23 protein-coding genes are annotated in these 21,307 nt (G+C 63.7%); 17 read left to right on the forward strand and 6 right to left on the reverse strand.

Features of this window, described 5'->3' with window-relative positions:
• Nucleotides 1-14: 14 nt before the first annotated feature.
• The 3 genes from AC097L_RS03515 to AC097L_RS03525 form a co-directional block, all read right to left on the reverse strand.
• Nucleotides 15-491: an FKBP-type peptidyl-prolyl cis-trans isomerase gene (locus tag AC097L_RS03515; protein WP_479584756.1), complete on the reverse strand. Its 477-nt coding sequence runs from the start codon at nt 489-491 to the stop codon at nt 15-17.
• A 119-nt stretch (nt 492-610) separates the two neighbouring features.
• Entirely contained in the window at nt 611-2,437 is a 1,827-nt protein-coding gene (locus tag AC097L_RS03520) for a DEAD/DEAH box helicase (protein WP_479584758.1), read from the reverse strand.
• Nucleotides 2,438-2,511: 74 nt separating this feature from the next.
• Nucleotides 2,512-3,537, reverse strand: coding sequence for a pirin family protein (locus AC097L_RS03525; RefSeq protein ID WP_479584760.1), 1,026 nt, complete (start codon nt 3,535-3,537; stop codon nt 2,512-2,514).
• 75 nt (nt 3,538-3,612) lie between these two features.
• Here AC097L_RS03525 and pyrF point away from each other — a divergent pair, with 75 nt between their 5' ends.
• Nucleotides 3,613-4,440, forward strand: a complete 828-nt coding sequence (gene pyrF / locus AC097L_RS03530; protein WP_479584762.1) for an orotidine-5'-phosphate decarboxylase — start codon at nt 3,613-3,615, stop codon at nt 4,438-4,440.
• A gap of 211 nt (nt 4,441-4,651) precedes the next feature.
• On the forward strand, nt 4,652-6,271 hold the full coding sequence (locus AC097L_RS03535) for a methyl-accepting chemotaxis protein (RefSeq protein WP_479584765.1): 1,620 nt from the start codon (nt 4,652-4,654) through the stop codon (nt 6,269-6,271).
• A 33-nt stretch (nt 6,272-6,304) separates the two neighbouring features.
• Here the strand turns inward: AC097L_RS03535 and AC097L_RS03540 are convergent, their stop codons facing one another.
• The gene (locus AC097L_RS03540) at nt 6,305-6,496 is read right to left on the reverse strand and encodes a hypothetical protein (RefSeq protein WP_479584769.1); all 192 of its coding nucleotides are present in this window, start codon (nt 6,494-6,496) and stop codon (nt 6,305-6,307) included.
• Nucleotides 6,497-6,686: 190 nt separating this feature from the next.
• On the opposite strand from AC097L_RS03540, the gene AC097L_RS03545 reads away from it, so the two are divergent.
• The 4 genes from AC097L_RS03545 (at nt 6,687) to AC097L_RS03560 (ending at nt 9,619) form a co-directional block, all read left to right on the forward strand.
• Complete coding sequence (locus AC097L_RS03545; RefSeq protein ID WP_479584773.1) at nt 6,687-8,414, forward strand: methyl-accepting chemotaxis protein; 1,728 nt, start codon at nt 6,687-6,689, stop codon at nt 8,412-8,414.
• A gap of 140 nt (nt 8,415-8,554) precedes the next feature.
• Nucleotides 8,555-8,875 (forward strand): ElaB/YgaM/YqjD family protein, encoded by a 321-nt coding sequence (locus tag AC097L_RS03550; protein ID WP_479584776.1) that lies wholly within the window; start codon nt 8,555-8,557, stop codon nt 8,873-8,875.
• Between the two features lie 32 nt (nt 8,876-8,907).
• Entirely contained in the window at nt 8,908-9,309 is a 402-nt protein-coding gene (locus AC097L_RS03555) for a phage holin family protein (RefSeq protein ID WP_479584779.1), read from the forward strand.
• On the forward strand, nt 9,290-9,619 hold the full coding sequence (locus AC097L_RS03560; RefSeq protein WP_479584783.1) for a YqjK family protein: 330 nt from the start codon (nt 9,290-9,292) through the stop codon (nt 9,617-9,619). The genes AC097L_RS03555 and AC097L_RS03560 overlap by 20 nt, the downstream gene beginning before the upstream one ends.
• Nucleotides 9,620-9,628: 9 nt before the next feature.
• Here AC097L_RS03560 and AC097L_RS03565 read toward each other — a convergent pair whose 3' ends face one another.
• On the reverse strand, nt 9,629-10,189 hold the full coding sequence (locus AC097L_RS03565) for a YaeQ family protein (protein ID WP_479584786.1): 561 nt from the start codon (nt 10,187-10,189) through the stop codon (nt 9,629-9,631).
• A 205-nt stretch (nt 10,190-10,394) separates the two neighbouring features.
• Entirely contained in the window at nt 10,395-11,798 is a 1,404-nt protein-coding gene (purB, locus tag AC097L_RS03570) for an adenylosuccinate lyase (RefSeq protein WP_479584788.1), read from the reverse strand.
• Nucleotides 11,799-11,908: 110 nt separating this feature from the next.
• Here purB and AC097L_RS03575 point away from each other — a divergent pair, with 110 nt between their 5' ends.
• From AC097L_RS03575 to AC097L_RS03625, 11 genes are all read left to right on the forward strand, one after another.
• On the forward strand, nt 11,909-12,523 hold the full coding sequence (locus AC097L_RS03575) for a glutathione S-transferase N-terminal domain-containing protein (protein ID WP_479584791.1): 615 nt from the start codon (nt 11,909-11,911) through the stop codon (nt 12,521-12,523).
• 15 nt (nt 12,524-12,538) lie between these two features.
• The gene (gene metX / locus AC097L_RS03580) at nt 12,539-13,681 is read left to right on the forward strand and encodes a homoserine O-succinyltransferase MetX (RefSeq protein ID WP_479584793.1); all 1,143 of its coding nucleotides are present in this window, start codon (nt 12,539-12,541) and stop codon (nt 13,679-13,681) included.
• Nucleotides 13,678-14,262: a methionine biosynthesis protein MetW gene (metW, locus tag AC097L_RS03585; protein WP_479584795.1), complete on the forward strand. Its 585-nt coding sequence runs from the start codon at nt 13,678-13,680 to the stop codon at nt 14,260-14,262. The genes metX and metW overlap by 4 nt, the downstream gene beginning before the upstream one ends.
• A 160-nt stretch (nt 14,263-14,422) precedes the next feature.
• On the forward strand, nt 14,423-14,857 hold the full coding sequence (locus AC097L_RS03590; RefSeq protein WP_479584797.1) for a PIN domain-containing protein: 435 nt from the start codon (nt 14,423-14,425) through the stop codon (nt 14,855-14,857).
• On the forward strand, nt 14,845-15,057 hold the full coding sequence (locus AC097L_RS03595; RefSeq protein WP_315207731.1) for a toxin-antitoxin system HicB family antitoxin: 213 nt from the start codon (nt 14,845-14,847) through the stop codon (nt 15,055-15,057). The genes AC097L_RS03590 and AC097L_RS03595 overlap by 13 nt, the downstream gene beginning before the upstream one ends.
• A 194-nt stretch (nt 15,058-15,251) precedes the next feature.
• Nucleotides 15,252-16,145: a phosphoribosylaminoimidazolesuccinocarboxamide synthase gene (locus AC097L_RS03600; protein ID WP_479584798.1), complete on the forward strand. Its 894-nt coding sequence runs from the start codon at nt 15,252-15,254 to the stop codon at nt 16,143-16,145.
• A 10-nt stretch (nt 16,146-16,155) separates the two neighbouring features.
• On the forward strand, nt 16,156-17,538 hold the full coding sequence (bioA, locus tag AC097L_RS03605; protein WP_479584799.1) for an adenosylmethionine--8-amino-7-oxononanoate transaminase: 1,383 nt from the start codon (nt 16,156-16,158) through the stop codon (nt 17,536-17,538).
• Nucleotides 17,504-18,709: an 8-amino-7-oxononanoate synthase gene (bioF, locus tag AC097L_RS03610; RefSeq protein ID WP_479584800.1), complete on the forward strand. Its 1,206-nt coding sequence runs from the start codon at nt 17,504-17,506 to the stop codon at nt 18,707-18,709. Before bioA ends, bioF begins: the two co-directional genes overlap by 35 nt.
• Nucleotides 18,702-19,394 carry a dethiobiotin synthase gene (gene bioD, locus AC097L_RS03615; RefSeq protein WP_479584801.1) on the forward strand — a complete coding sequence of 231 codons (693 nt, stop codon included), beginning with the start codon at nt 18,702-18,704 and terminating at the stop codon, nt 19,392-19,394. Before bioF ends, bioD begins: the two co-directional genes overlap by 8 nt.
• Nucleotides 19,391-20,611, forward strand: coding sequence for a cytochrome P450 (locus AC097L_RS03620; RefSeq protein ID WP_479584802.1), 1,221 nt, complete (start codon nt 19,391-19,393; stop codon nt 20,609-20,611). The genes bioD and AC097L_RS03620 overlap by 4 nt, the downstream gene beginning before the upstream one ends.
• Before the next feature lie 55 nt (nt 20,612-20,666).
• The gene (locus AC097L_RS03625; RefSeq protein ID WP_479584803.1) at nt 20,667-21,248 is read left to right on the forward strand and encodes a DJ-1/PfpI family protein; all 582 of its coding nucleotides are present in this window, start codon (nt 20,667-20,669) and stop codon (nt 21,246-21,248) included.
• Nucleotides 21,249-21,307 lie beyond the last annotated feature (59 nt).

Below are 21,307 nucleotides of genomic sequence, written 5' to 3' on the forward strand. Positions count from 1 at the left end.
GGTTTCCTCAGAACTTAGTGGTGGTGGCCGTGCTCGCCGTGTACGTGGCCGTGGGTGATTTCTTCCTCGGATGCTGCGCGCACGCCGGTCACGGTGACGGTGAAGCGCAGCGCCTTGCCCGCCAGCGCGTGGTTGCCGTCCAGCAGCACCTGGTCGCCCTTGATCTTGACGACGTTGTAGATTTGCTCACTGCCGTTGTCATTGATGCCCTTGAGCTGGCCGCCAACCTTCACGCCGGGCGGGAACTCGCTCTTGGGGATGCTGCGCGCCAGCGACTCGTCGCGCAGGCCGAACGCGTCGTCGGGCTGCAGGTCCAGTGTGACCGAATAGCCCGCCACGCGGCCATCGAGTGCGGCTTCGATCTTGGGCAGGGTGTTGTTGTAGCCGCCGTGCAGGTAGACCATCGGGTCTTTGGGTGCTTCGATGAGCAGGCCTTTGGCATCCGCCACCTTGTAGCGCAGGGTGACGGCGGTGTTTTTTTCGATTTTCATAAGGAGGTCGGTCAGGGCATTGGAGAAGAAGTAGTGCGTATTTTCGCGCACCGGCGTTACCGCTTGTAAATTTAAGCCAAATCGACCTCTAGCGCATATGCTGCTTGCGCAAGTAGCTATTAATTTGATTGCAGATCTAAGGGTGCCAGCCGGTGGCCAAAACTGCCCTCGCCACTCACGGTCACCACCAGCCGCTGCGTGGCCCGGGTGGCGGCGACGTAGAACAGCCGGGCCTCGGCGCTTTCGTCGGCAAAGCGCATGGGCATCTGGCCGATGCCGGGCAGGGCCACCACGGCAAATTCCAGCCCTTTGCAGGCGTGCATGGTCATCAGCTTGATGCTGTCGGCCAGCGGGTTGAAGTTGCCCGGCCCGGTGCCGCGGCGCACCTGGTAGGGCAGCTTGCGCATTTTGAGCGGGCGGGCCAGCTCGTCCAGCATCCAGTGGTGGCGGCAAAAAATCGCCATGTCGCCCCAGGCGTGGCCCTCCTGGTGGGCGGCGCTGAGCTGGTCGGCGATGGCCGAGGCTTCGTCGCGCAGGCTGGGCAGGCGGATGATCTGCGGCGGCGGGCCTTCGCGCCCACAGCTGACCGGGCGCACCAGCGGAATGCCGTCGTCGTCCATGTCCTGGGCGGACAGCAGCTCGGCGGCGATCAGGCTGGCGGTTTGCAAAATCTGCTGGGTGTTGCGGTAGTTGATCTTCAGCACGGTGGTGCGGCCCTGCGCCTGGATGCCCACGCTCTTGAAGCTGAACTGGCGACTACGGGTGCGTTCGTAGATGTTTTGCGCATCGTCGTACAGCACCAGCAGGCTGTTGCTGCGCGGGTCCACCATCTGGGTCACCAGTTTGAACCACGCGGGCTTGAAGTCGTGGCCTTCGTCGATCAGGATGGCGCGGTACTGGCCGCCAGGGATCTGCCTGCGGTCTACCGCACGGATGAGCTTGTCCACCAGCTCGTCCGAGAAGCCTGTGCCGTCTTGCGGCAGGCTTTGGCCATAAGCCACCAGCTGGTCGCGGCACCATTTGTGGAAGTGGCGGGCGTGCACCCGGTCGGCAATGCCTTTGGCCTCCATCGCGGCGGCCAGCTTGCCCGCCAGCGGCTCGTTGTAGCACAGCACCAGCACCGGCTTACCCTCGGCCTCGGCGCGGGCCAGGTACTCGGCGCGGTAGCCCAAAATCATGGTTTTGCCCGAGCCCGCCACGCCGTGGATCACGCGGTGGCCGTCGCCCAGGCTGCGGGCCAACTGCTCTTGCTGGATGTCCATCACCCGCATGATGCCGGGCAGGTCGGCATCGTCATCCAACGGTGTGACCTGCTCCGGCACCCGCACTTCGGGGAACAGAATCCAGCGCACCCGGTCGATCTGCGGCAGCGACAGCACGCCGCCCAGCATGTCGTACGGGAACATGTCCCACAGGCGGCTTTGGAATGCTTCCGGGTCCACGCCCTCGGTCATCTCGTCGGAGCACACCACCCGGCTGGGGGCGATGGCTTGGTCCAGCCCTGCATCGGTGAATTGCTTGCGGGTGATGTGGCTGAACACCACGCCATGGCTCCACGGAAAGCGCAGTTTGCCCTGGTGGCGGCCATCGGCGTGGACCAGTTGCGGGTCGCGCTTCAAGGCATCCACCACCTGCAGCGCGTAGTGGCGGGCCTGCTCGGCGGGGTTGTCCACGGTTTTGGGTTCGCCGCCGGGCAAGATGTCCCAGGTGGACTTGTCGGCCCGCACGATGGTGGCCAGCCGCCAGTCCTTCACCTCCAGAATCAGCAGCCCGCGTCGGGGGTGCAGCACCACGAAGTCCGGGTGGCTTTGCCGTGGCCCCACGGGCACGTCAAACCACAGCAGGTAGTCCGCATCCAGCTTGGCCTCCAGCCGCTCGGCCAGCCGCCGCTCGCCCGAAGTCATGCGGGCCACGCAAGCGCTGAGCGCGGGGATGAGTGTGGCCATGGCGTTCGTGTAATGAAAGTGGGTGCCCAACGATTATGGGCGACGCGCTCCCTGTCTACGCAACCCGCCGGAACTCACACCTGGGGCGCTGCCAACACCTTCTCCCCGCCTACCATTTGCGTGAACCGCGCTGGGTCCTTGCCGTGCACCGGCGCCTCGTCGCCCCAGGGCCAGCCGCCGAACTGGGTGCGGCGGTAGTCGGCCATGGCCTGCTCAATCTCGGCGCGGGTGTTCATTACAAACGGGCCGTACTGGGCGACGGGTTCGCCTAGCGGGCGGCCTTGCAGCAGCAGGAATTCGCTGGCCACCGGGCCGTTGACCAGCTCCACCTCCATCCCGGCATCCAGAGTGATGGCTGCGTGGCTGGAGACGGCTTGTCCGCCGATCTGCACCGACTGGCCTTTGAAGAAATACAGCTGCCGCTGCGTGTCGGCCCCCCGGGCTGCAGGCAGGGTCCAGCGGGCACCGGCGGCCATGGTGATGGTCCAGATGGCCACGTCGGCCTCGGGCTGGGCGGCCCAGGAGTCGGGCGGCGGGGCAGGGGGCGTGGCATTGGCCAGCTTGCCTGCAGTGACCAATACCTCGGTGGCCAGGCCCGCCGCGTCGGTGAACGTGGTGCGCGGCACCTCGTGCTGCCAGAACATGGTGAAGTGCGGCTCCACCATTTTGTTGCGCGCGGGCAGGTTCAGCCAGATCTGGAACAGCTCCAGCGGGTTGGGCGCGCCTTGGTCGAGCAGCGGAAACATCTCGGCGTGCACGATGCCGCGCCCGGTGGTCAGCCACTGCACGTCGCCCGCACCGTAGCGGGCGCTGGCCCCCAGCGAATCGGCGTGGTCTACCATCCCTTTGCGGACGATGGTGACCGTCTCGAAGCCCCGGTGCGGGTGCGGTGGAAAGCCGGGCACCACGTCGCCGTGGTACATGCTCCAACCGTCCTTGCGGCTGAAGTCCTGCCCGATGGCACGACCCGCCAGCGAGGTGGCCGGGCCCATCTGCGCGTTGGCTTGGGGGTAGGCATCGTCGTGGTAGGCACAGAACAAAAACGGGTCGATGGTGGCCCACGGGAAACCCAGGGGCTGGACTTGCAGGACGGCGGACATGGAAGGACTTTCTGTAAAGCCAACAACTGGGGGCAGCAGGCTATTGTGCAAGCCGGCCCTTTAAAATCCACCGCCATGACCTTCCTTGACATGCTCCACAACGCCGGGCAGCGCAATGCCTCCATGCTCTGCGTCGGGCTTGACCCCGATCCGGCCCGTTTTCCTGGCCCATGGCGTGGCGATGCCAGCAGAATAGCCGACTTCTGCGCCCGCATCGTCGATGCCACGGCCGACCTGTCCATCGCCTTCAAGCCGCAGATCGCCTACTTTGCCGCCCACCGCGCCGAAGACCAGCTGGAGCGCATCGTGGCCCACATCCGCCGCGTGGCACCCCACGTACCCATCATCCTGGATGCCAAGCGCGGCGATATCGGCTCCACCGCAGAGCAGTACGCGGTGGAGGCCTTCGAGCGCTACCAGGCCGATGCGGTCACCCTGTCGCCCTTTATGGGTTTTGACTCGGTGCAGCCCTACCTGAAGTACCCCGGCAAAGGCGCGTTTTTGCTCTGCCGCACGTCCAACCCCGGCGGTGACGATTTGCAAAACCAGCGCCTGGCCAGCGTGCCCGGCCAGCCCCTGCTGTTTGAACACGTGGCCCAGCTGGCCCAGGGCCCGTGGAACCTGAACGGCCAGCTCGGCCTGGTCGTGGGTGCCACCTACCCGGACGAGATCGCCCGTGTGCGTGCCCTGGCCCCCACCGTGCCGCTGCTGGTGCCCGGCGTGGGTGCACAAGGTGGCGATGCCCGCGCCACGGTGCAGGCCGGTTGGACGGCCAACGGCCCTCTGATTGTGAATTCGTCGCGGGCGATTCTGTATGCGTCCAGCGGGGATGACTTTGCCGATGCGGCCCGGCGCGTGGCGTTGGAAACGCGGGATACGCTGCAAGCCGCACGTTTGCTATAAATGGCGTAGCTATATGCGTAAGTTGAATATACGCTAGAGACTGTTTTTATGCCAAAAATGGCCATGCGCTACCGTACCCGATATGCGCTGGTTTATCGTCAAAATTAAGGATATTCAGGCCAGAGCCCCCTTCATTTGATTGCTTTTTAAAACAAACTAATCCAGCCGCTCGTCGGTTGGCCGGGTCGTTTTCAAGTTTGAAAGGCAAGCAATGAACCTCAAAAATATGACTGTCAAAGGTCAGCTCACGTTCGCTTTTGGTGTGTTGGTGGCGCTGGTGCTGGTGGTAGCCCTGGTCGCGATCCAGGCGCTGGACAACGCCCACGGTAAATTTACCAACTACAACGAGGTGGTGGTCAAGCAGAACCAGCTCGTGGATGAAGTGCGTGCCGCCATCAGCGCACGGGCCATTGCCGCGCGCAATCTGGTGCTGGCCACCCAGCCGGAAGACCGTGAGCTGGAGCGGCAGGCGATTGTGAAGGCCCACCAGACCACCCAGGATTCGATCGCCAAGCTTAACGATGCGATCAAAGCCAATCCGAATGCCAATCCCGGCGACATCCGTATGGTGGCCGAGATGACCCGCATCGAGGCCTTGTACGGACCCATCGCGCTAGAGATCACCCGGTTGGCGGTAGAGGGTAAAACCGCAGAGGCCATTGCCAAGATCAACACAGAGTGCCGTCCTTTGTTGGCGGCGCTGGTGAAGGTCAGCGGCATGGCCAGCAAAGGCGGGCTGGACGAAGGCAGCGGCTACACCCAAGCGCGGCGGCTTTTGCTGCTGGCCAGTGCGCTGGCCATTGCGGCCGCTCTGGGCATGGGCATCTTGATCATCCGCAGTCTGGTCGGTGCCCTTGGCGGTGAGCCCCGGGTGGCCGCTGAGGTGGCGCGGTCCGTGGCGCAGGGTGACCTGGCTACGCCGATCCAGGTACCAGTGGGCGACAGTACCAGCCTGATGGCGCAGCTCAAGCTAATGCAGGACAGCCTGGTCGGGGTGGTGACCACGGTGCGCCAGGGCTCGGAGGGGGTCGCTACCGCCAGTGCCGAAATCTCGCAGGGCAACCACGACCTGAGCAGCCGCACGGAAAGCCAGGCCAGTGCGTTGGAGCAAACCGCCGCGTCGATGGAGGAACTGAGCTCCACCGTGCGGCAAAACGCCGATAACGCCCGCCAGGCCAAACAGTTGGCCCACAGCGCCAGCACAGTGGCGGTGCAGGGCGGCGAGGTGGTGGCCGAGGTGGTGACCACCATGCAGGGCATCAACGAAAGCTCGAAGAAGATTTCGGACATCATCGGTGTGATCGACGGCATTGCGTTCCAGACCAATATCCTGGCACTGAATGCTGCCGTGGAAGCGGCCCGCGCGGGCGAGCAGGGCCGCGGGTTTGCGGTGGTGGCCAGCGAAGTGCGCAGTCTGGCCGGGCGCAGCTCCGATGCCGCCAAGGAGATCAAACTGCTGATTTCGACCAGCGTGGAGCGGGTCGAAAAAGGCACCACCCTGGTGGACAAGGCGGGCACCACCATGACCGAAGTGGTCCAGGCCATCCGACGCGTCACCGATATCGTGGCCGACATCAGCGCTGCCAGCAACGAACAAAGTGCAGGTGTTTCCCAGGTGGGCGAGGCCGTGACCCAGATGGACCATGCGACCCAGCAAAATGCCGCCTTGGTCGAAGAGATGGCTGCTGCCGCCAGCAGCATGAAGAACCAGGCACAAGAACTGGTGGACGCGGTCGCGGTATTTCACCTGGGGCAAGGGACGGCGCATTCGGCTGTACGCGCCAGCGCATTGGTGCCACCAACCCGCAAGCTGCCAGTCCATCCACTGTAATCTGCGCGGGGCCGCGCCTAAGCGGCTGGGAGCCTACGGCGGTGTTTCAAAGCTGATGTTGTTGACCAGCATGAGCCACATGATCAGCGCCGGGATCAGCACTGGCAAGGCCAGGGCGCAGAACATCAGCGCTGTTTTGGCAAACGTGGAAATATCGTTCCACCAGAGCACCAGCAGCGCACCCAGGTCTACTTCCCAAAACCGTTCCGGCTGTTGTTTTTTCATGGTGCGCCTCTTGTTACAAGCAGTGTAGTGGCGGGCTACACCATTAGCCAGCCTGACAGCTTTGTGAGCGCTTGGTATGTGTTAACAGACTGGCTAGGGAGTAAGAAAAAATTTACACTCATTTACGATTGGCCTGCACAGGCCGATGCGGTCACTGCCCACCCAACCTTGAGTCAACCAAGCTATTGCCATGCCCTATCTTGAAAGAACCAAAGTCCAAACCCGCCTGCTGGCATTTGCCATCATCAGCGCACTGATTGCGTTGTCTGTGGGCTTGTTTGGCATGACGCGCATCACCCAGCTCAACGGCATGCTTATCGACATGTATGAGAACAATCTGGTACCGGTGGGAGATATCGGCAACGCCAACATGAAGGCCATCTACCACAACCGTGCGCTCTACGCCTACGTCATCGAGTCCAAACAGCCTGAAATGGACAAGATCGGTGCGCAGATGAAAAAGTACGAAGCGGAGATGAATGTGTTGCTCGATAAATACCGTAAGACCGACCTGACCCCACCCGAGGTCGAGTTGTTGCGCAAATTTGACGCGGCTTGGCCTCCCTACATTGCCAGTGCGGCCAAGGTGCAAAAGTTCAGCTACGAGGACAAGAACGACGATGCCATGCGGGTGATGAATGGCGAAACCATCGCCATCTTCCAGGTGGTGGATGATTTGTTGTCAGATTTGCTGGACCTCAACACGGCATTGGGCAAAAAAACCAGCGAAGAATCGGCTTCTTTGGTGCAACGCAGCACCTACGTCAGTGTCGGTGTGATTGCGCTGGCGGTGGTGATCTCGGTCATCGTGGGCATGTTGATTGCCCGCAGCATCACCGGCACCCTGGGCGGCGAGCCTGCTGCCCTGGCCGCCGATGCCTCTGCCATCGCAGAAGGCGACTTGTCTCGCCACATCGCCGTCAAGCCGGGCGACCTCACCAGCGTGGTGGCGCGCGTGGTGGCCATGCAGGCCAGCCTGGTCCAACTGGTGTCCGGCGTACGCCAAAGTTCGGAAAGCGTTGCCAGCGCCAGCCACCAGATATCCCAGGGCAACCACGACCTCAGTGGCCGCACCGAGCAGCAGGCCAGCGCACTGGAAGAAACGGCGGCGAGCATGGAAGAGCTCAGCTCCACCGTGCGGCAAAACGCCGACAACGCCCGCCAAGCCAACCAATTGGCCCTGAGCGCCAGCAGCGTGGCCATGCAGGGCGGCGAAGTGGTGGCCGAGGTGGTGGACACCATGAAGGGCATCAACGACAGCTCGCGGCGGATTGCCGACATCATTGGCGTGATCGATGGCATCGCTTTCCAGACCAATATCCTGGCCTTGAACGCTGCGGTTGAAGCTGCTCGCGCGGGGGAGCAGGGCAGGGGGTTTGCCGTCGTGGCGAGCGAAGTGCGCAGTCTGGCCGGGCGCAGCGCCGATGCGGCCAAGGAGATCAAGAGCCTGATCTCCACCAGCGTGGAGCGAGTGGAGCGCGGCACTGCCCTGGTCGGCAAGGCTGGTGCCACCATGGACGAGGTGGTAAGCGCCATCCGCCGTGTCACAGACATCGTCGGTGAGATCAGTGCCGCCAGCAGCGAGCAAAGTGCCGGCGTAGCGCAAATTGGCGAGGCTATCGGCCATATCGACCAGGCCACCCAGCAAAATGCGGCCCTGGTGGAAGAAATGGCCGCTGCCGCCAGCAGCATGAAAACCCAGGCGGGTGAGCTGGTGGGTGTGGTGTCGGTCTTTAAGTTGCCCTCAGGCGCGGCCAGCCGGGCCGCACCCGTTGGGCCCGTGGCCGCTGCGCCTCGGCCGCTTGCCGCGCCCGCCTTCAAGCCCACTGCTGCCAAAACCTCGGTGCCAGTACCGGCCCGAAAGCCGACCCCGGCCATCGCCAGTGCAAGCAAAGGCGACGACTGGACGGCGTTTTAAGCCTGCCGGTTTTCAAGTTTTTCATCTGCGGTTTTAAAGTGTTTCTAAATGTCAACACCGTACGAACGACAGCGAAAAAGGCCAGCCCAATCTGCTAACCTTTATTCCGTACATCTCCCATCCTTAACCGAAAGAAGCACATGTCCAAAGCCATCCAAGCCGCCATCGACACCCAAGAACAATTGGTCAGCGACATCAAGTCCGTGATTTCCGAAGCCGAAGAGATGCTGAGCGACACCGCTGACCAGTCGGGCGACAAAATCAGCCAGCTGCGCGCCCGCGTCAAGGCCCGCCTGGGCGATGCCCGTGAACGTCTGGTCGATGCCGAAGCCGCGCTGCGCCACAACACCAAGGTCGCCGCCCGTGCTGCCGACGACTACGTGCACGAATCCCCCTGGACTGCTGTGGGTGTAGCTGCCGCCGTGGGCCTGCTGGTGGGCCTGATCATTGGTCGCCGTTAAGCCTTTTTTACAGAACCCCGTCCGGGTTCCGTATGCGTAACAGCGCTGGCGGCGGACCTTTCGCCGCTTTAAAGAACATCCCCATCACCTTGCTGACGATGGCGCAAACGCGCCTGCAACTGCTGGGGAACGAGATTCTGACCGAAAAGCACCGCGCCCTGCGCGAGCTGACCCTGGTGCTGGCCATGGTGGTGTGCACGGGCCTGGGCGTGCTGCTGCTGGTCGGCTTGACCATTATTTTGTTGTGGGACCAGCGGGTGCTGGTGCTGTCAGGCCTGATTGTGTTGTTGCTGGGGGCTGCGCTGGTGTGCTTTGCCAAGCTGCGCCGCTCCACCCGGTCGTTCGACGGTATTTTTGCCGGCAGCCTGGCGGAGCTGCAAGAAGACCTGCGCCAACTGAAAGCGGCAAGCGACCATGGCAAAAACCCGCGCTGAGCTGGACCAGGAGCGTGCCCGCCTGACGGAGCGCATCCAGGCCCAGCGGCTGAATCTGGCCCGTGAAATGGCACCCTTGCGGCGCATTTCCAATGTGGGCGATACCTTGTCGGCCTTGCTTGCCGAGGCCATGGACTACGTGCGCCAACGGCCTTTGGCATTGTCTGCTGCCATGGGGGTTTTGCTGCTGCTCAAGCCCAAAGGCATTTGGCGCTGGGCCAAGCGGGGCTTTTTTATCTGGCGCGGCTGGCGCACGGTGCAACTGTGGCAGCCAGGTGTCTGGTTGGGGTTTCTGCGCCGCTTTATTTGAGGGCTGGCGCTATTTCCAGCGCACGCACTCCACGTCCACACTGCCTTTTTCGCTGCCCAAGGTCAGGTTGCCCTCTTGCACCGTGGCCTGCAGTTGCATGCTGCGCTCGGCCAGAGCCGCCAGCGCCTGGGACGCGTCGGTGGGCACGCGCCAGACCTGCAGGTTTTGCGGGCGGGCCAGCTTGGCTTCCATGGTGCGCCACCACACATCGGCCGACGAGCTGAACGGGTATAGCAGCACCTGGTCGGCCTTGCCGCAGGCTTTGGTCAGCGGTTTGTCTTCAGGCTGGCCCACTTCCACCCACAGCCGGGTGCGGCCGGTGTAGTCGCGCAGGCTCAGGTCCGGGTCGTCGGGGTTGCTCAGGCCCGCGCCAAAGGCCAGCACGCCGTCGCCGCCCAATACGCTTTGCAGTTTGTGGGCGTTCAACGCCAGGGCGACCAGGCGCACCATCATGCGTTCGTCGGTCTCGCTGGGGTGGCGCGCCAGGGTCAGGGCGTGGTCGGCGTAATAGCCGTGGTCAATGTCTGCAATTTGCAGGTTGGCCTTAAAGATCGTGGATTTGAGGGCCATATCAAATTACTACTGTTTTTGTAGCTATTAGCGCAGGTTCTGCCTGCGCTAGAGGCCAATTTTGTTTAAAAGTCACTGCCCAAAGCCAAGGCACGCACGCCATCTAGAAACATCGTGGAACCGGCTTTGCCGGGCCACTGGTGTTGCCCCCTGCAAGGGGGTGGACGAAAAGCGCTTGCGCTGTAGCCTGGGGGTATTCAACAGTTCACGCTTGACGGGCCAGCTTGGCGGCGATACCGGTGTAGCTGCCTGGTGTCATGGCCAGCAGGCGCTGCTTGTCGGCTTCGGGGATTTCCAGGCCGTTGATCAGGCTGTGCAGGTCTTCGGCGGTGACGGTCTTGCCGCGGGTGACTTCCTTGAGCTTTTCGTACGCGCCCTGCACGCCAAAGCGTCGCATCACCGTCTGGATCGGCTCGGCCAGCACTTCCCACGAACTGTCGAGGTCAGCGGCTAGTGCTTCTTCGTTGAGCTCCAGCTTGTTCAGGCCGGTCAGCAGCGATTGGTAGGCCAGCGCGGCGTAGCCCACGGCCACACCCATGTTGCGCAGCACGGTGGAGTCTGTCAGGTCGCGCTGCCAGCGGCTGATAGGCAGCTTTTCGCTGAGGTGGCGCAGCAGGGCGTTGGCCAGGCCGAGGTTGCCTTCGGCGTTTTCAAAGTCGATGGGGTTGACCTTGTGCGGCATGGTGCTGGAGCCGATTTCGCCGTCTTTCAGGCGCTGCTTGAAGTAGCCCAGGCTCACATAGCCCCACACGTCGCGTGACCAGTCGATGAGGATGGTGTTGGTGCGGGCGATGGCATCGAACAGCTCGGCCATGTAGTCGTGCGGCTCGATCTGGATGCTGTAGGGCTGGAAGCTCAGGCCCAGGCCCCAGGGGTTGATGCCGGTATCCGGGCCATGCTCGGGGGTTTCGATGACGCGGCGGCTGAAGGCTTCCCAGTCGAAGTCGGGCCAGGCGGACAGGTGGGCGTTGTAGTTGCCCACGGCACCGTTCATTTTGGCCATCAGCGGGATAGCGGCGATCTTGTGGCGGGCGGCGTTCAGGCGCACCAGCACGTTGGCCACTTCCTTGCCCACGGTGGTGGGGCTGGCGGTCTGGCCGTGGGTGCGGCTCAGCATGGGCACGTCGGCAAAGGCGTGGGCCATTTCGCGCAGCTTGGCGATCAGCGCATCCAGCCCCGGCAGGATGACCTGGTTGCGTGCGCCCTTGAGCTGCAGCGCGTGGCTGGTGTTGTTGATGTCTTCGCTGGTACAGGCAAAGTGGACGAATTCGCTGGCGTGCTCCAGCTCGGGCCGGGCTTCGAACTTGGATTTGATCCAGTATTCGACCGCCTTTACGTCGTGGTTGGTGACTTTTTCAATGTCCTTGATGGCTTTGCCGTCGGCTTCGCTGAACTTGGTGACCAGGTTGAGCAAATAGGTGCGTGCGCCGGGCGTGAGCGGCTTGAATTCGGCAAACCCGGCATCGCTCAGGGCAATGAACCAGGCCACTTCGACCTGGACGCGGCGTTGCATGTAGCCCAGTTCGCTCATCAAAGGGCGCAGGGGGGCGAGTTTGGCGGCGTAGCGGCCGTCCAGTGGCGACAGGGCCGAGATCGTGGAGAGATTCATGGCCCGAATTGTAGGATGCGCGCCACCCTTGGCAAACCGGGGCTTCCTGGCAGAGGTGAATCGCTAGAATGGAACCATCCCCAGACCCTTGCCCCAGAACCACCGTGCCCATGAAACTTATCGGATCTCTCACCAGCCCCTATGTGCGTAAAGTGCGCGTCGTGATGGCCGAAAAAAAGCTCGACTACCAGTTTGTACTGGACGATGTGTGGGCCCCCGGCACTGTGATCGCAGAATCCAACCCGCTGGGCAAAGTGCCCTGCCTGGTGATGGAAGCGGGCGAGGCCATCTTTGATTCGCGGGTGATCGTGGAGTACCTGGACACCTTGTCGCCGGTGGGCAAGCTCATCCCGTCGCAAAGCCGCGAGCGGGTCGAGGTCAAAACCTGGGAAGCTCTGGCCGATGGCGTATCCGACGCGGGCATTCTGGCGCGCATGGAATCGGTGTGGACCGAGCGCTTTGTCGAGCAGCGCAGCCAGGCCTGGATCGACCGCCAGATGGGCAAGGTCGATGCCAGCCTGAAAGCCATGGCCCGCGGCCTGGCCGAAAAGCCCTATTGCAGCGGCATCCACCTCAGCCTGTCGGACATTTCGGTGGGTTGCGCGCTGGGCTGGCTGGACTTCAGATTTCCAAACGTGGACTGGCGCGTCCGCCACCCCAACCTCGCCAAGTTGCAAGACAAACTCATGCAGCGCCAGAGCTTTATAGATACAAAGCCAGTCTAGGGCGTGGACCAGCCCTTGATCGCCACACCGCAGTACCACCACTTCGCCGACCCGCTGCCCCTGCAAGGCGGCGGTTCCATCCGCGCCTATGACCTGGCTTTTGAGACCTACGGCACGCTGAATGCCGACAAGTCCAACGCCGTGCTGGTCTGCCACGCGCTGAACGCCTCGCACCACGTGGCGGGCACCTACGCCGACCAACCCAAATCGGCAGGCTGGTGGGACAACATGGTTGGCCCCGGCAAGCCGCTGGACACCAACCGCTTCTTCGTCATCGGCGTGAACAACCTGGGCTCCTGCTTTGGCTCCACCGGGCCGATGCACATCGACCCCGACACTGGCCAGGTCTACGGTGCCGACTTTCCGGTCGTCACCGTCGAAGATTGGGTCAATGCACAGGCCCGCCTGCTCGACCACCTGGGCATACAGACCCTGGCCGCGGTGATGGGCGGCAGCCTGGGCGGCATGCAGGCCCTGGGTTGGACGCTGCAGTTCCCCGACCGGGTGCGGCATGCGGTGGTGGTTGCCAGCGCGCCCAACCTCACTGCCGAGAACATTGCCTTCAATGAAGTGGCCCGCCGCGCCATCACCACCGACCCCGACTTCCACGGCGGCCACTTCTACCGGCACGGCGTGGTGCCCCAGCGCGGCCTGCGCATCGCCCGCATGATTGGCCACATCACGTACCTGAGCGACGACGTGATGAACACCAAATTCGGTCGACAGCTCATCGGTGAGAGTTACCGCTACACCACGCAGGATGCCGAGTTCCAAATCGAAAGCTATCTGCGCTACCAGGGCGACAAGTTCAGCGAATACTTCGATGCCAACACCTATCTGCTGATCACCCGCGCGCTGGACTACTTTGACCCGGCGCGGCAGTTCGGCGGCAGCCTGAGCGCGGCTTTTGCCAACGTCAAAGCCAAGTTCCTGCTGGTCAGCTTCACCACCGACTGGCGCTTCTCGCCCCAGCGCAGCCGCGAAATCGCCAAAGCCCTGCTCGACCACCACCACACCGTGAGCTACGCCGAAATCGACGCGCCCCACGGCCACGACGCGTTTTTGCTGGACGATGCCCGCTACATGGCCACCGTGCGCGCCTACTTTGACCGTGTGGCGGCAGAGACGGCAAAGACGGCAGAGGGGTTGACGGCATGAGCGCGCACAGCAACATGGAATCCATAGCCCGCCTGGTGCCCGTGGGCTCGCGGGTGCTCGACCTGGGCTGCGGCGACGGCGCACTGCTGGCCCATTTGCAGGTCACCCGTGGCTGCACCGGCTATGGCGTGGAAATCGACGATGCCAAGCTACTCAAATGCGTGCAGCGCGGCGTGAACGTGGTGCAGCTCAATCTGGACGAGGGCCTGGCCCTGTTCGACGACGCGTCGTTCGACGTGGTGCTGCAAATCGACACCCTGCAACACCTGCGCAACGCCGAAGTCATGCTGCGCGAGACCGCCCGCGTGGGCCGCATGGGCGTGCTGGCCTTCCCCAACTTCGCCCACTGGCCTAACCGCCTGAGCATCCTGCGCGGCCGCATGCCGGTCACCAAACGCTTGCCCTACCAGTGGTACGACACGCCCAACATCCGCGTCGGCACCTTCAAGGACTTTGAAGTGCTGGCTGGCAAGAACGACCTGCACATCCTGGACGCCTTCGGCCTGCAAGAGGGTCGCGAAGTGCGCTTTTTGCCCAACATGATGGCGGGCACGGCGGTGTTTAAGTTCCAGCGCGGGTGAGCTTACGGCCCGGCAAAAGCATTTTTCAGTGTAAAAATGGCAGTCTGCGCCGGTCGAATAAGCGTGAGTAGCTATGTATTTTGATGTAAATCGTCTTGGTCTTTGGTGTTGCGTGTGCCCAAAGTCTACATTTTGATGGCACCGGCGCTATCATTCGCCTATGCCTGTTCTCGTGATCGACACCAATTTGCTGGTTGCAGCGCTATTGCGCGAGGGCGGAAGTGCGCGGCGGGTGCTGCGTGCCTGCATCAGTGGTGCGTATCAACCAGTGGTAGGCGCGGCATTGCTGGCAGAGTACGAAGATGTTTTGGGCCGCGATGCCTTGTTCACCACCTCGCCATTGACTCCCGTCCAGCGCGGCGAAGTGCTGGATGGTTTTTTGAACCGCTGTCTGTGGGTTGAGGTGTTTTTTGCCTGGCGCCCCAATCTACCGGATGAAGCCGATAACCATTTGGTTGAACTCGCTGTAGCGGGCCGTGCCCAAGCCATAGCGACCCGCAATCTGCGTGATTTGCAGCGCGGGGAATTGCGGTTTGACACTGTGCAAGTGCTCACCCCCGAGCAATGTTTGGAGAAGTATCCATGTCCACCCTGACCATCCGTCTGCCCGATGAAAAGCATGCTCGCCTCAAGTCGCTGGCCCAGGCGCACAACCTGAGCGTAAACCGTCTGGTGGATGAGTTGGCGACCGTGGCACTGGCCAACTACGATGCCCATGTGCGCTTTCAGACCCGCGCGGCACGGGGCGACCCGCAGCGGGCATTGCAGTTGCTGGAATCTTTGGATGCGCCTTGAGAAAACGGCTTGTTTACCGCTACTTTCGGTATGAAAAAGGCTGTCCGTGCTAATTAAATTAGCGGTTGCAGCTATTTATTTTGATGTGAGTCAGCCTGCGAATCTGTGGCGGATCAGGGCCGCCCAACGGGCTACGGGGTCCGGGGTTTTACACTCCAAGGCTGGCCCGCTTCTTTCCTCTTGAGAATTTCCCCATGACCACAGTCCACACTTCCTCCATCCACAGCCTGCCCCTGCTGGCGCGCGGCAAGGTTCGCGACAACTATGCCGTGGGGACCGACCGCATTCTGATGGTGGCCAGCGACCGCCTGAGCGCTTTCGACGTGATCCTGGGCGAGCCGATTCCCGGCAAAGGCATTTTGCTGACCCAAATGGCGCTGTTCTGGTTTGCCAAGCTGGGCCACATCTGCCCCAACCACCTGACCGGCGAAGCCCCCGAGAGCGCCGTCACCGCCGAAGAAGCCCCCCAGGTCACCGGCCGCTCCATGCTGGTCAAGCGCCTCAAGCCCCTGCCCATCGAGGCCGTGGTGCGCGGCTACCTGGCCGGTAGCGGCTGGAAGGAATACCAACACAGCCAATCGGTCTGCGGCGTGCCGCTCCCCGCGGGCCTGCGCAACGCGTCCAAGCTGGCTGCCCCCATCTATACCCCGGCAGCCAAGGCGGCGGTGGGCGACCATGATGAAAACATCACTTTTGAGCAGAGCGTGGAGGCCATCGGTGCCGACCTGGCCGGGCGCATCCGCGACTTGAGCATTCAGATTTACTCCGAAGCCGCCGCCTTCGCCCTGACCAAGGGCGTGATCATTGCCGACACCAAGTTCGAGTTCGGCCTGGACACCGACGGCACCCTGGTGCTGATGGACGAGGTGCTGACTCCCGATTCTTCGCGTTTTTGGCCGGTAGAAGGCTATGTCGCAGGTTCGAATCCCCCCAGCTACGACAAACAGTTCGTGCGCGACTGGCTGGAGCAGGTGCAGATCGACGGCAAGCCCTGGAACAAAACCCCCCCGGCCCCCCGCGTGCCCGCCGACGTGATCCATAAAACCGCCGCCAAGTACCAGGAGGCGCTGGAGCGGTTGACGGCCTAGGCCCCTGGCGATGACCTCCTCCCTCGCCACCCGCAGCCTGGCCCACATCTGGCACCCCTGCACCCAGATGCAGCGCGCCGCCGAGGTGCCGCCCCTGCCCATCGTGCGGGGGCAGGGCGTGTGGCTCTATGGCGAAGATGGCAAGCGCTACTTTGATGCCATCAGCTCCTGGTGGGTGAATCTGTTTGGCCATGCCGATGCGCGCATCAACGCCGCCATCAAGGACCAGCTCGACACCTTGCCGCACGTGATGCTGGCCGGGTGCACCCACGCCCCGGCGGTAGAGCTGGCCGAGCGCCTCTCGGCCCGCACGGGCGGTGTGCTGGGCCACTGCTTCTTTGCCAGCGACGGGGCTTCGGCCGTGGAAATTGCGCTGAAGATGGCCTTCCACCACTGGCGGAATCGCGGTTTCACCGACAAGCGCGAGTTCGTCTGCCTGCGCCAGGGCTACCACGGCGAAACCCTGGGTGCGCTGGCCGTGACCGACGTGCAGATATTCCGTGATGCTTACGACCCGCTCTTGATGCGTTCGCACCAGGTGATGTCGCCCGACGCGCGCCAGGCCCTGCCGGGCGAATCCGCCGCCGACGTGGCCCAGCGCGCCGCCGCCGGGCTGCAGGCTTTGCTGGAACAGCGCCACGGCCAGATCGCTGCCCTCATCCTGGAGCCGCTGGTGCAGGGCGCGTGCGGCATGGCCATGCACGACCCGGGCTATTTGCGCGCTGTGCGGGCGCTGTGCGACCAGTACCAGGTGCTGCTGATCGCGGATGAGATCGCCGTCGGTTGTGGGCGTACCGGCACCTTCTTTGCCGTGGAGCAGGCGGCTGAACCTGGAGGGCTCACGCCGTGGCCGGATTTGCTGTGCTTGTCCAAGGGCATCAGCGGCGGCTACCTGCCTTTGTCGCTGGTTTTGTCGCGCGACAGCGTGTTTGAGGCCTTCCTGGACGACGATGTGGCGCGAGGCTTTCTGCATTCGCACTCCTACACCGGCAACGCCTTGGCCTGCCGCGCGGCGCTGGCAGTGCTGGACCGGTTTGACCAGGACGACGTGCTGGCCCATAACCGCCTGCAGGCGGCCACCCTGAGCGCAGCGTTGGCCCCACTGCAATCCGACCCGCGGGTAGAGAACTTCCGCCACATCGGCATGGTCTGGGCCTTTGACGTGCTCGAATCCGTTGCTGGGCCGCGTTTTGCCGAGCGCTTCCACCTGGCAGGCCGGGCGCGCGAGCTGCTGATCCGTCCGATTGGCCGCACCGTCTACCTGCTGCCGCCGTATTTGCTGGACGACGACCTGTCGCCCTGGCTGGCCCGCCAGGTTATGGCCACGCTGGACGATGTTTTGAACCAAGCCCCCACCGATGCTGATCGACCACCTGAACCGCCAACTGCGTGAACGCGCCGACCAGGCCCTGACGCGCACCCGCCGCACTGCCGAGTCGCCCTGCGCGCCGCAGCAGCGCGTCGATGGCCGCGACCTGCTGGCGTTTTGCAGCAACGACTACCTGGGCCTGGCTAACCACCCTGTGCTGGTAGGAGCCCTGGCCGAGGGCGCACGCCGCTTTGGCGCGGGCAGCGGCGCATCCCACCTGGTCAGTGGCCACTCGCTGGCGCACGCCACATTGGAGCAAGAGCTTGCCGCCTGGATGGCCCCCTGCATCCCGGATGCACGGGCGCTGTACTTTTGCACGGGTTACATGGCAAATATGGCTGTAGCCCAGGCTTTATATGCACAAGATGCTATCATTTTTGCAGACAAGCTCAACCATGCCTCGCTGGTCGATGGCGCGCTGCTGTCCAAGGCCAAACTGCACCGCTATGCCCACCGCAATCTGGTGGTGCTGGAACGCCAACTCATGCAGAGCGATGCCGCGCTGAAGTTCATCGTCACCGATGCCGTCTTCAGCATGGATGGCGACCTGGCCGATCTGCCCGCCCTGCTGGCGCTGGCCGAGCGCTTCGATGCCTGGCTGGTGGTGGACGACGCGCACGGCTTCGGCGTGCTCGGCACCCAGGGCCGGGGCAGCCTGGCCCACTTCGGCCTGCACAGCGAGCGCCTGATTTACATGGGCACGCTGGGCAAGGCCGCGGGCGTGGGTGGGGCCTTTGTGGCCGCGCACCCCACCATCATTGAATGGCTGGTGCAAACCGCCCGGCCTTACATCTACACCACCGCCGCGCCGCCCGCCATCGCCCACGCCCTCAGCGCCAGCCTGCAACTGATCGCCGGGGAAGAGGGCGAACAGCGCCGCGCCCACCTGCAAGCGCTGATCCACCAGTTGCGCGGCGAGTTATCCAAATTGATAGCTGCCCACGCCCATCTGGGCTGGAGCCTGGCCGATTCGGCCACTGCCATCCAGCCGCTCATCGTGGGCAGCAACGCCGCCGCCCTGGCCTTGTCTGCCGCGTTGGATGCGCAAGGCCTGTGGGTGCCCGCCATCCGGCCCCCCACCGTGCCCGTGGGCACGGCACGGCTGCGCATCACGCTCAGCGCCGCCCACAGCGCGCAGGACGTGCAGCGGCTGGTCGATGGACTGGCTGTGGCCGCGAAAGAATTGCATGCGTAGCGTGTTCATCACCGGCACTGACACCGAAGTCGGCAAAACCCGTTGCAGCGCGGCCCTGCTGCACTGGTGTGCCCAACAAGGCTGGCGCAGCGCGGGCTTCAAGCCGGTAGCGGCTGGGCTGGACGCAGACGGTGTGAACGAAGATGTGCAGATGCTGCGGGCCGCCAGTTCACTGCCCCTGACCAGCGCAGAAGTCGGCCCGCTGCAATTCCAGGCCGCCTGCGCCCCGCATATTGCGGCGGCGCTCGAAGGGCAAGTGATTGACATGGCCACGTTGGTGCATCAAGCCCAAGCCCTGGCCGAGCGCGCCGATGTGCTGGTAGTGGAAGGCGTGGGCGGGTTCTGCGTCCCGCTAGGGCCCGATGCAGACACCGCCGACCTGGCCGTGGCACTGGGCTACCCTGTGATTTTGGTGGTGGGCCTGCGCCTGGGCTGCATCAGCCACGCCCTGCTCACCGCAGAGGCCATCCGCGCACGCGGTCTGCCGCTGCTGGGCTGGATCGCCAACACGGTCGATCCGCAGATGGCCCACCTGCAAGCCAATATCGACACCCTGCGCCATGAATTCCAGCGCCGCCACCGCGCCCCCTGCCTGGGTGTGGTGCCGCGCCTGAACGATGCCACCCCGGGGGCCGCCGCAGCGTATCTGGACCCTGTGGCCCTGCACGAGATCTTTTCCGCATGAACGCTGTGTCCGCAATTTCGCCTTTCGTCGATGCCGCCTTTCTGGCCAACCCCTACCCGGCCTACCAGGCTTTGCGTGAGGCCGGGCCGCTGCACTGGAGCACCGAATTCTTCGGCGGGGCCTGGCTGCTAACCCGCCATGCCGACGTGGAGCAGGTGCTGCGCGACCCGCGCTTTTCGGCCCAGCGCACAGGCGGGTGGGTCACGGACCGAGAGGAAACTAAGGGCGAGCTGGCCGGTTTCCAGCAGTTGTTTGCCCGCGCCATGCTGTTCCTGGACGCGCCCGACCACACCCGCATCCGCAAGGTGCTGAACGCGGGCTTCAAACCCGCGCAGATCCAGGCGCTGGAGCCGTTCATCGAACAGACCGTGGCCGAACTGCTGATTGCTGTGGGTGATGCACCGAGCTTCGACTTCATGCAGGCCGTAGCCCGCCAGTTGCCCACCCGTGTCATCGCCAAGATGATGGGCATCGAAGAAGCCGCCAATGCCGACTTTGCGGTCTGGTCCGACGACCTGGCCGTGTTCATCGGCGCGCCGCTGGCCACCCACCCGCAGGCCCGCCGCGCCCAGGCTAGCTTGCTGGCGATGGGCCGGTATTTCGAGAAATTAATCGCCGAACGGCGTAAACATCCGGGCGACGACCTGGTCAGCCGTTTGCTGCAAGCCGAAGCCGACGGCGCGCTGCTTAACCACGCCGAGCTGCTGGCCCAGTGCGCCATGCTCTTGTTTGCAGGCCACGAAACCACCCGCAACCTGCTGGGCAATGGCCTGCTGGCCCTGCTGGCCCACCCGGACCAATGGCAGCGCCTGCATGCCGATCCGGCCCTGGTCCCCAGCGCGGTACGCGAGCTGTTGCGCTTCGACAGCCCCGTGCAGTACACCGGCCGCCGCGTCGCCACCGACCTCCAACTCCACGGCCAGTTACTGCGCCGTGGCGACTTGGTGGTGCCGCTGATCGGTGCCGCCAACCGCGACCCCGCCCGCCACCCCGACCCCGACCGCCTGGACGTGGCCGGGCGCGACGGCGCATCCATCTCCTTCGGCAGCGGTGCCCACGTCTGCATCGGTGCCCTGCTGACCCGCATCGAGGCCGAAATCACCTTCCGCCAGGTGCTGCAGCGCTGGCCGCACCTGCGCCTGGCCGAAACAAAGCCGCAGTGGGCCGACAACCCGGCCTACCGGGGGCTGACGGCCTTGGATGTAGTACCCGGCTAACACCCGCCGCCTCTTTTCACTGCCCACAATGGACTCCCAACCACTGGAGACAAGCATGGCAGCAAAAAAAATCCTGATGATCTGCGGCGACTACTGCGAAGACTACGAGACCATGGTGCCGTTCCAGGCGCTGCTGGCCGTGGGCCACACGGTGCATGCCGTCTGCCCCGACAAAAAGGCCGGGGATCACATCAAAACCGCCATCCACGACTTCGAAGGCGCGCAGACCTACAGCGAAAAGCCCGGCCACAACTTCACCCTGAATGCCACTTTCGCCGGTCTGGATGTCACCAGCTACGACGCGCTGGTCATCCCCGGTGGCCGCGGCCCTGAGTACCTGCGCACCTACCCGGCGGTGGTGTCGGCAGTGAAGCATTTCTTTGAAGCCAACAAGCCGGTGGCCGCCGTCTGCCACGGTGCCCAGCTGCTGGCCGGGGCCGGTGTGCTCAAGGGCCGTACCTGTTCGGCCTACCCGGCCTGCCGCATGGAAGTGGAGATTGCGGGCGGCACCTATGCCGAGATCGCCATCGACGCGGCCATCACCGAGGGCAACCTCGTCAGCGCCCCCGCCTGGCCTGCCCACCCCGCCTGGATTGCGCAGTTTCTGGCCCTGCTGGGCACGCGTATCAGCTTGTAATCCTCGATTGACGTTGCGGGTGTGGCCCCGCATCATGCAGGCCCACACCACCAGGAATT

The organism is Rhodoferax sp. RT5P35 (genome assembly GCF_056521385.1).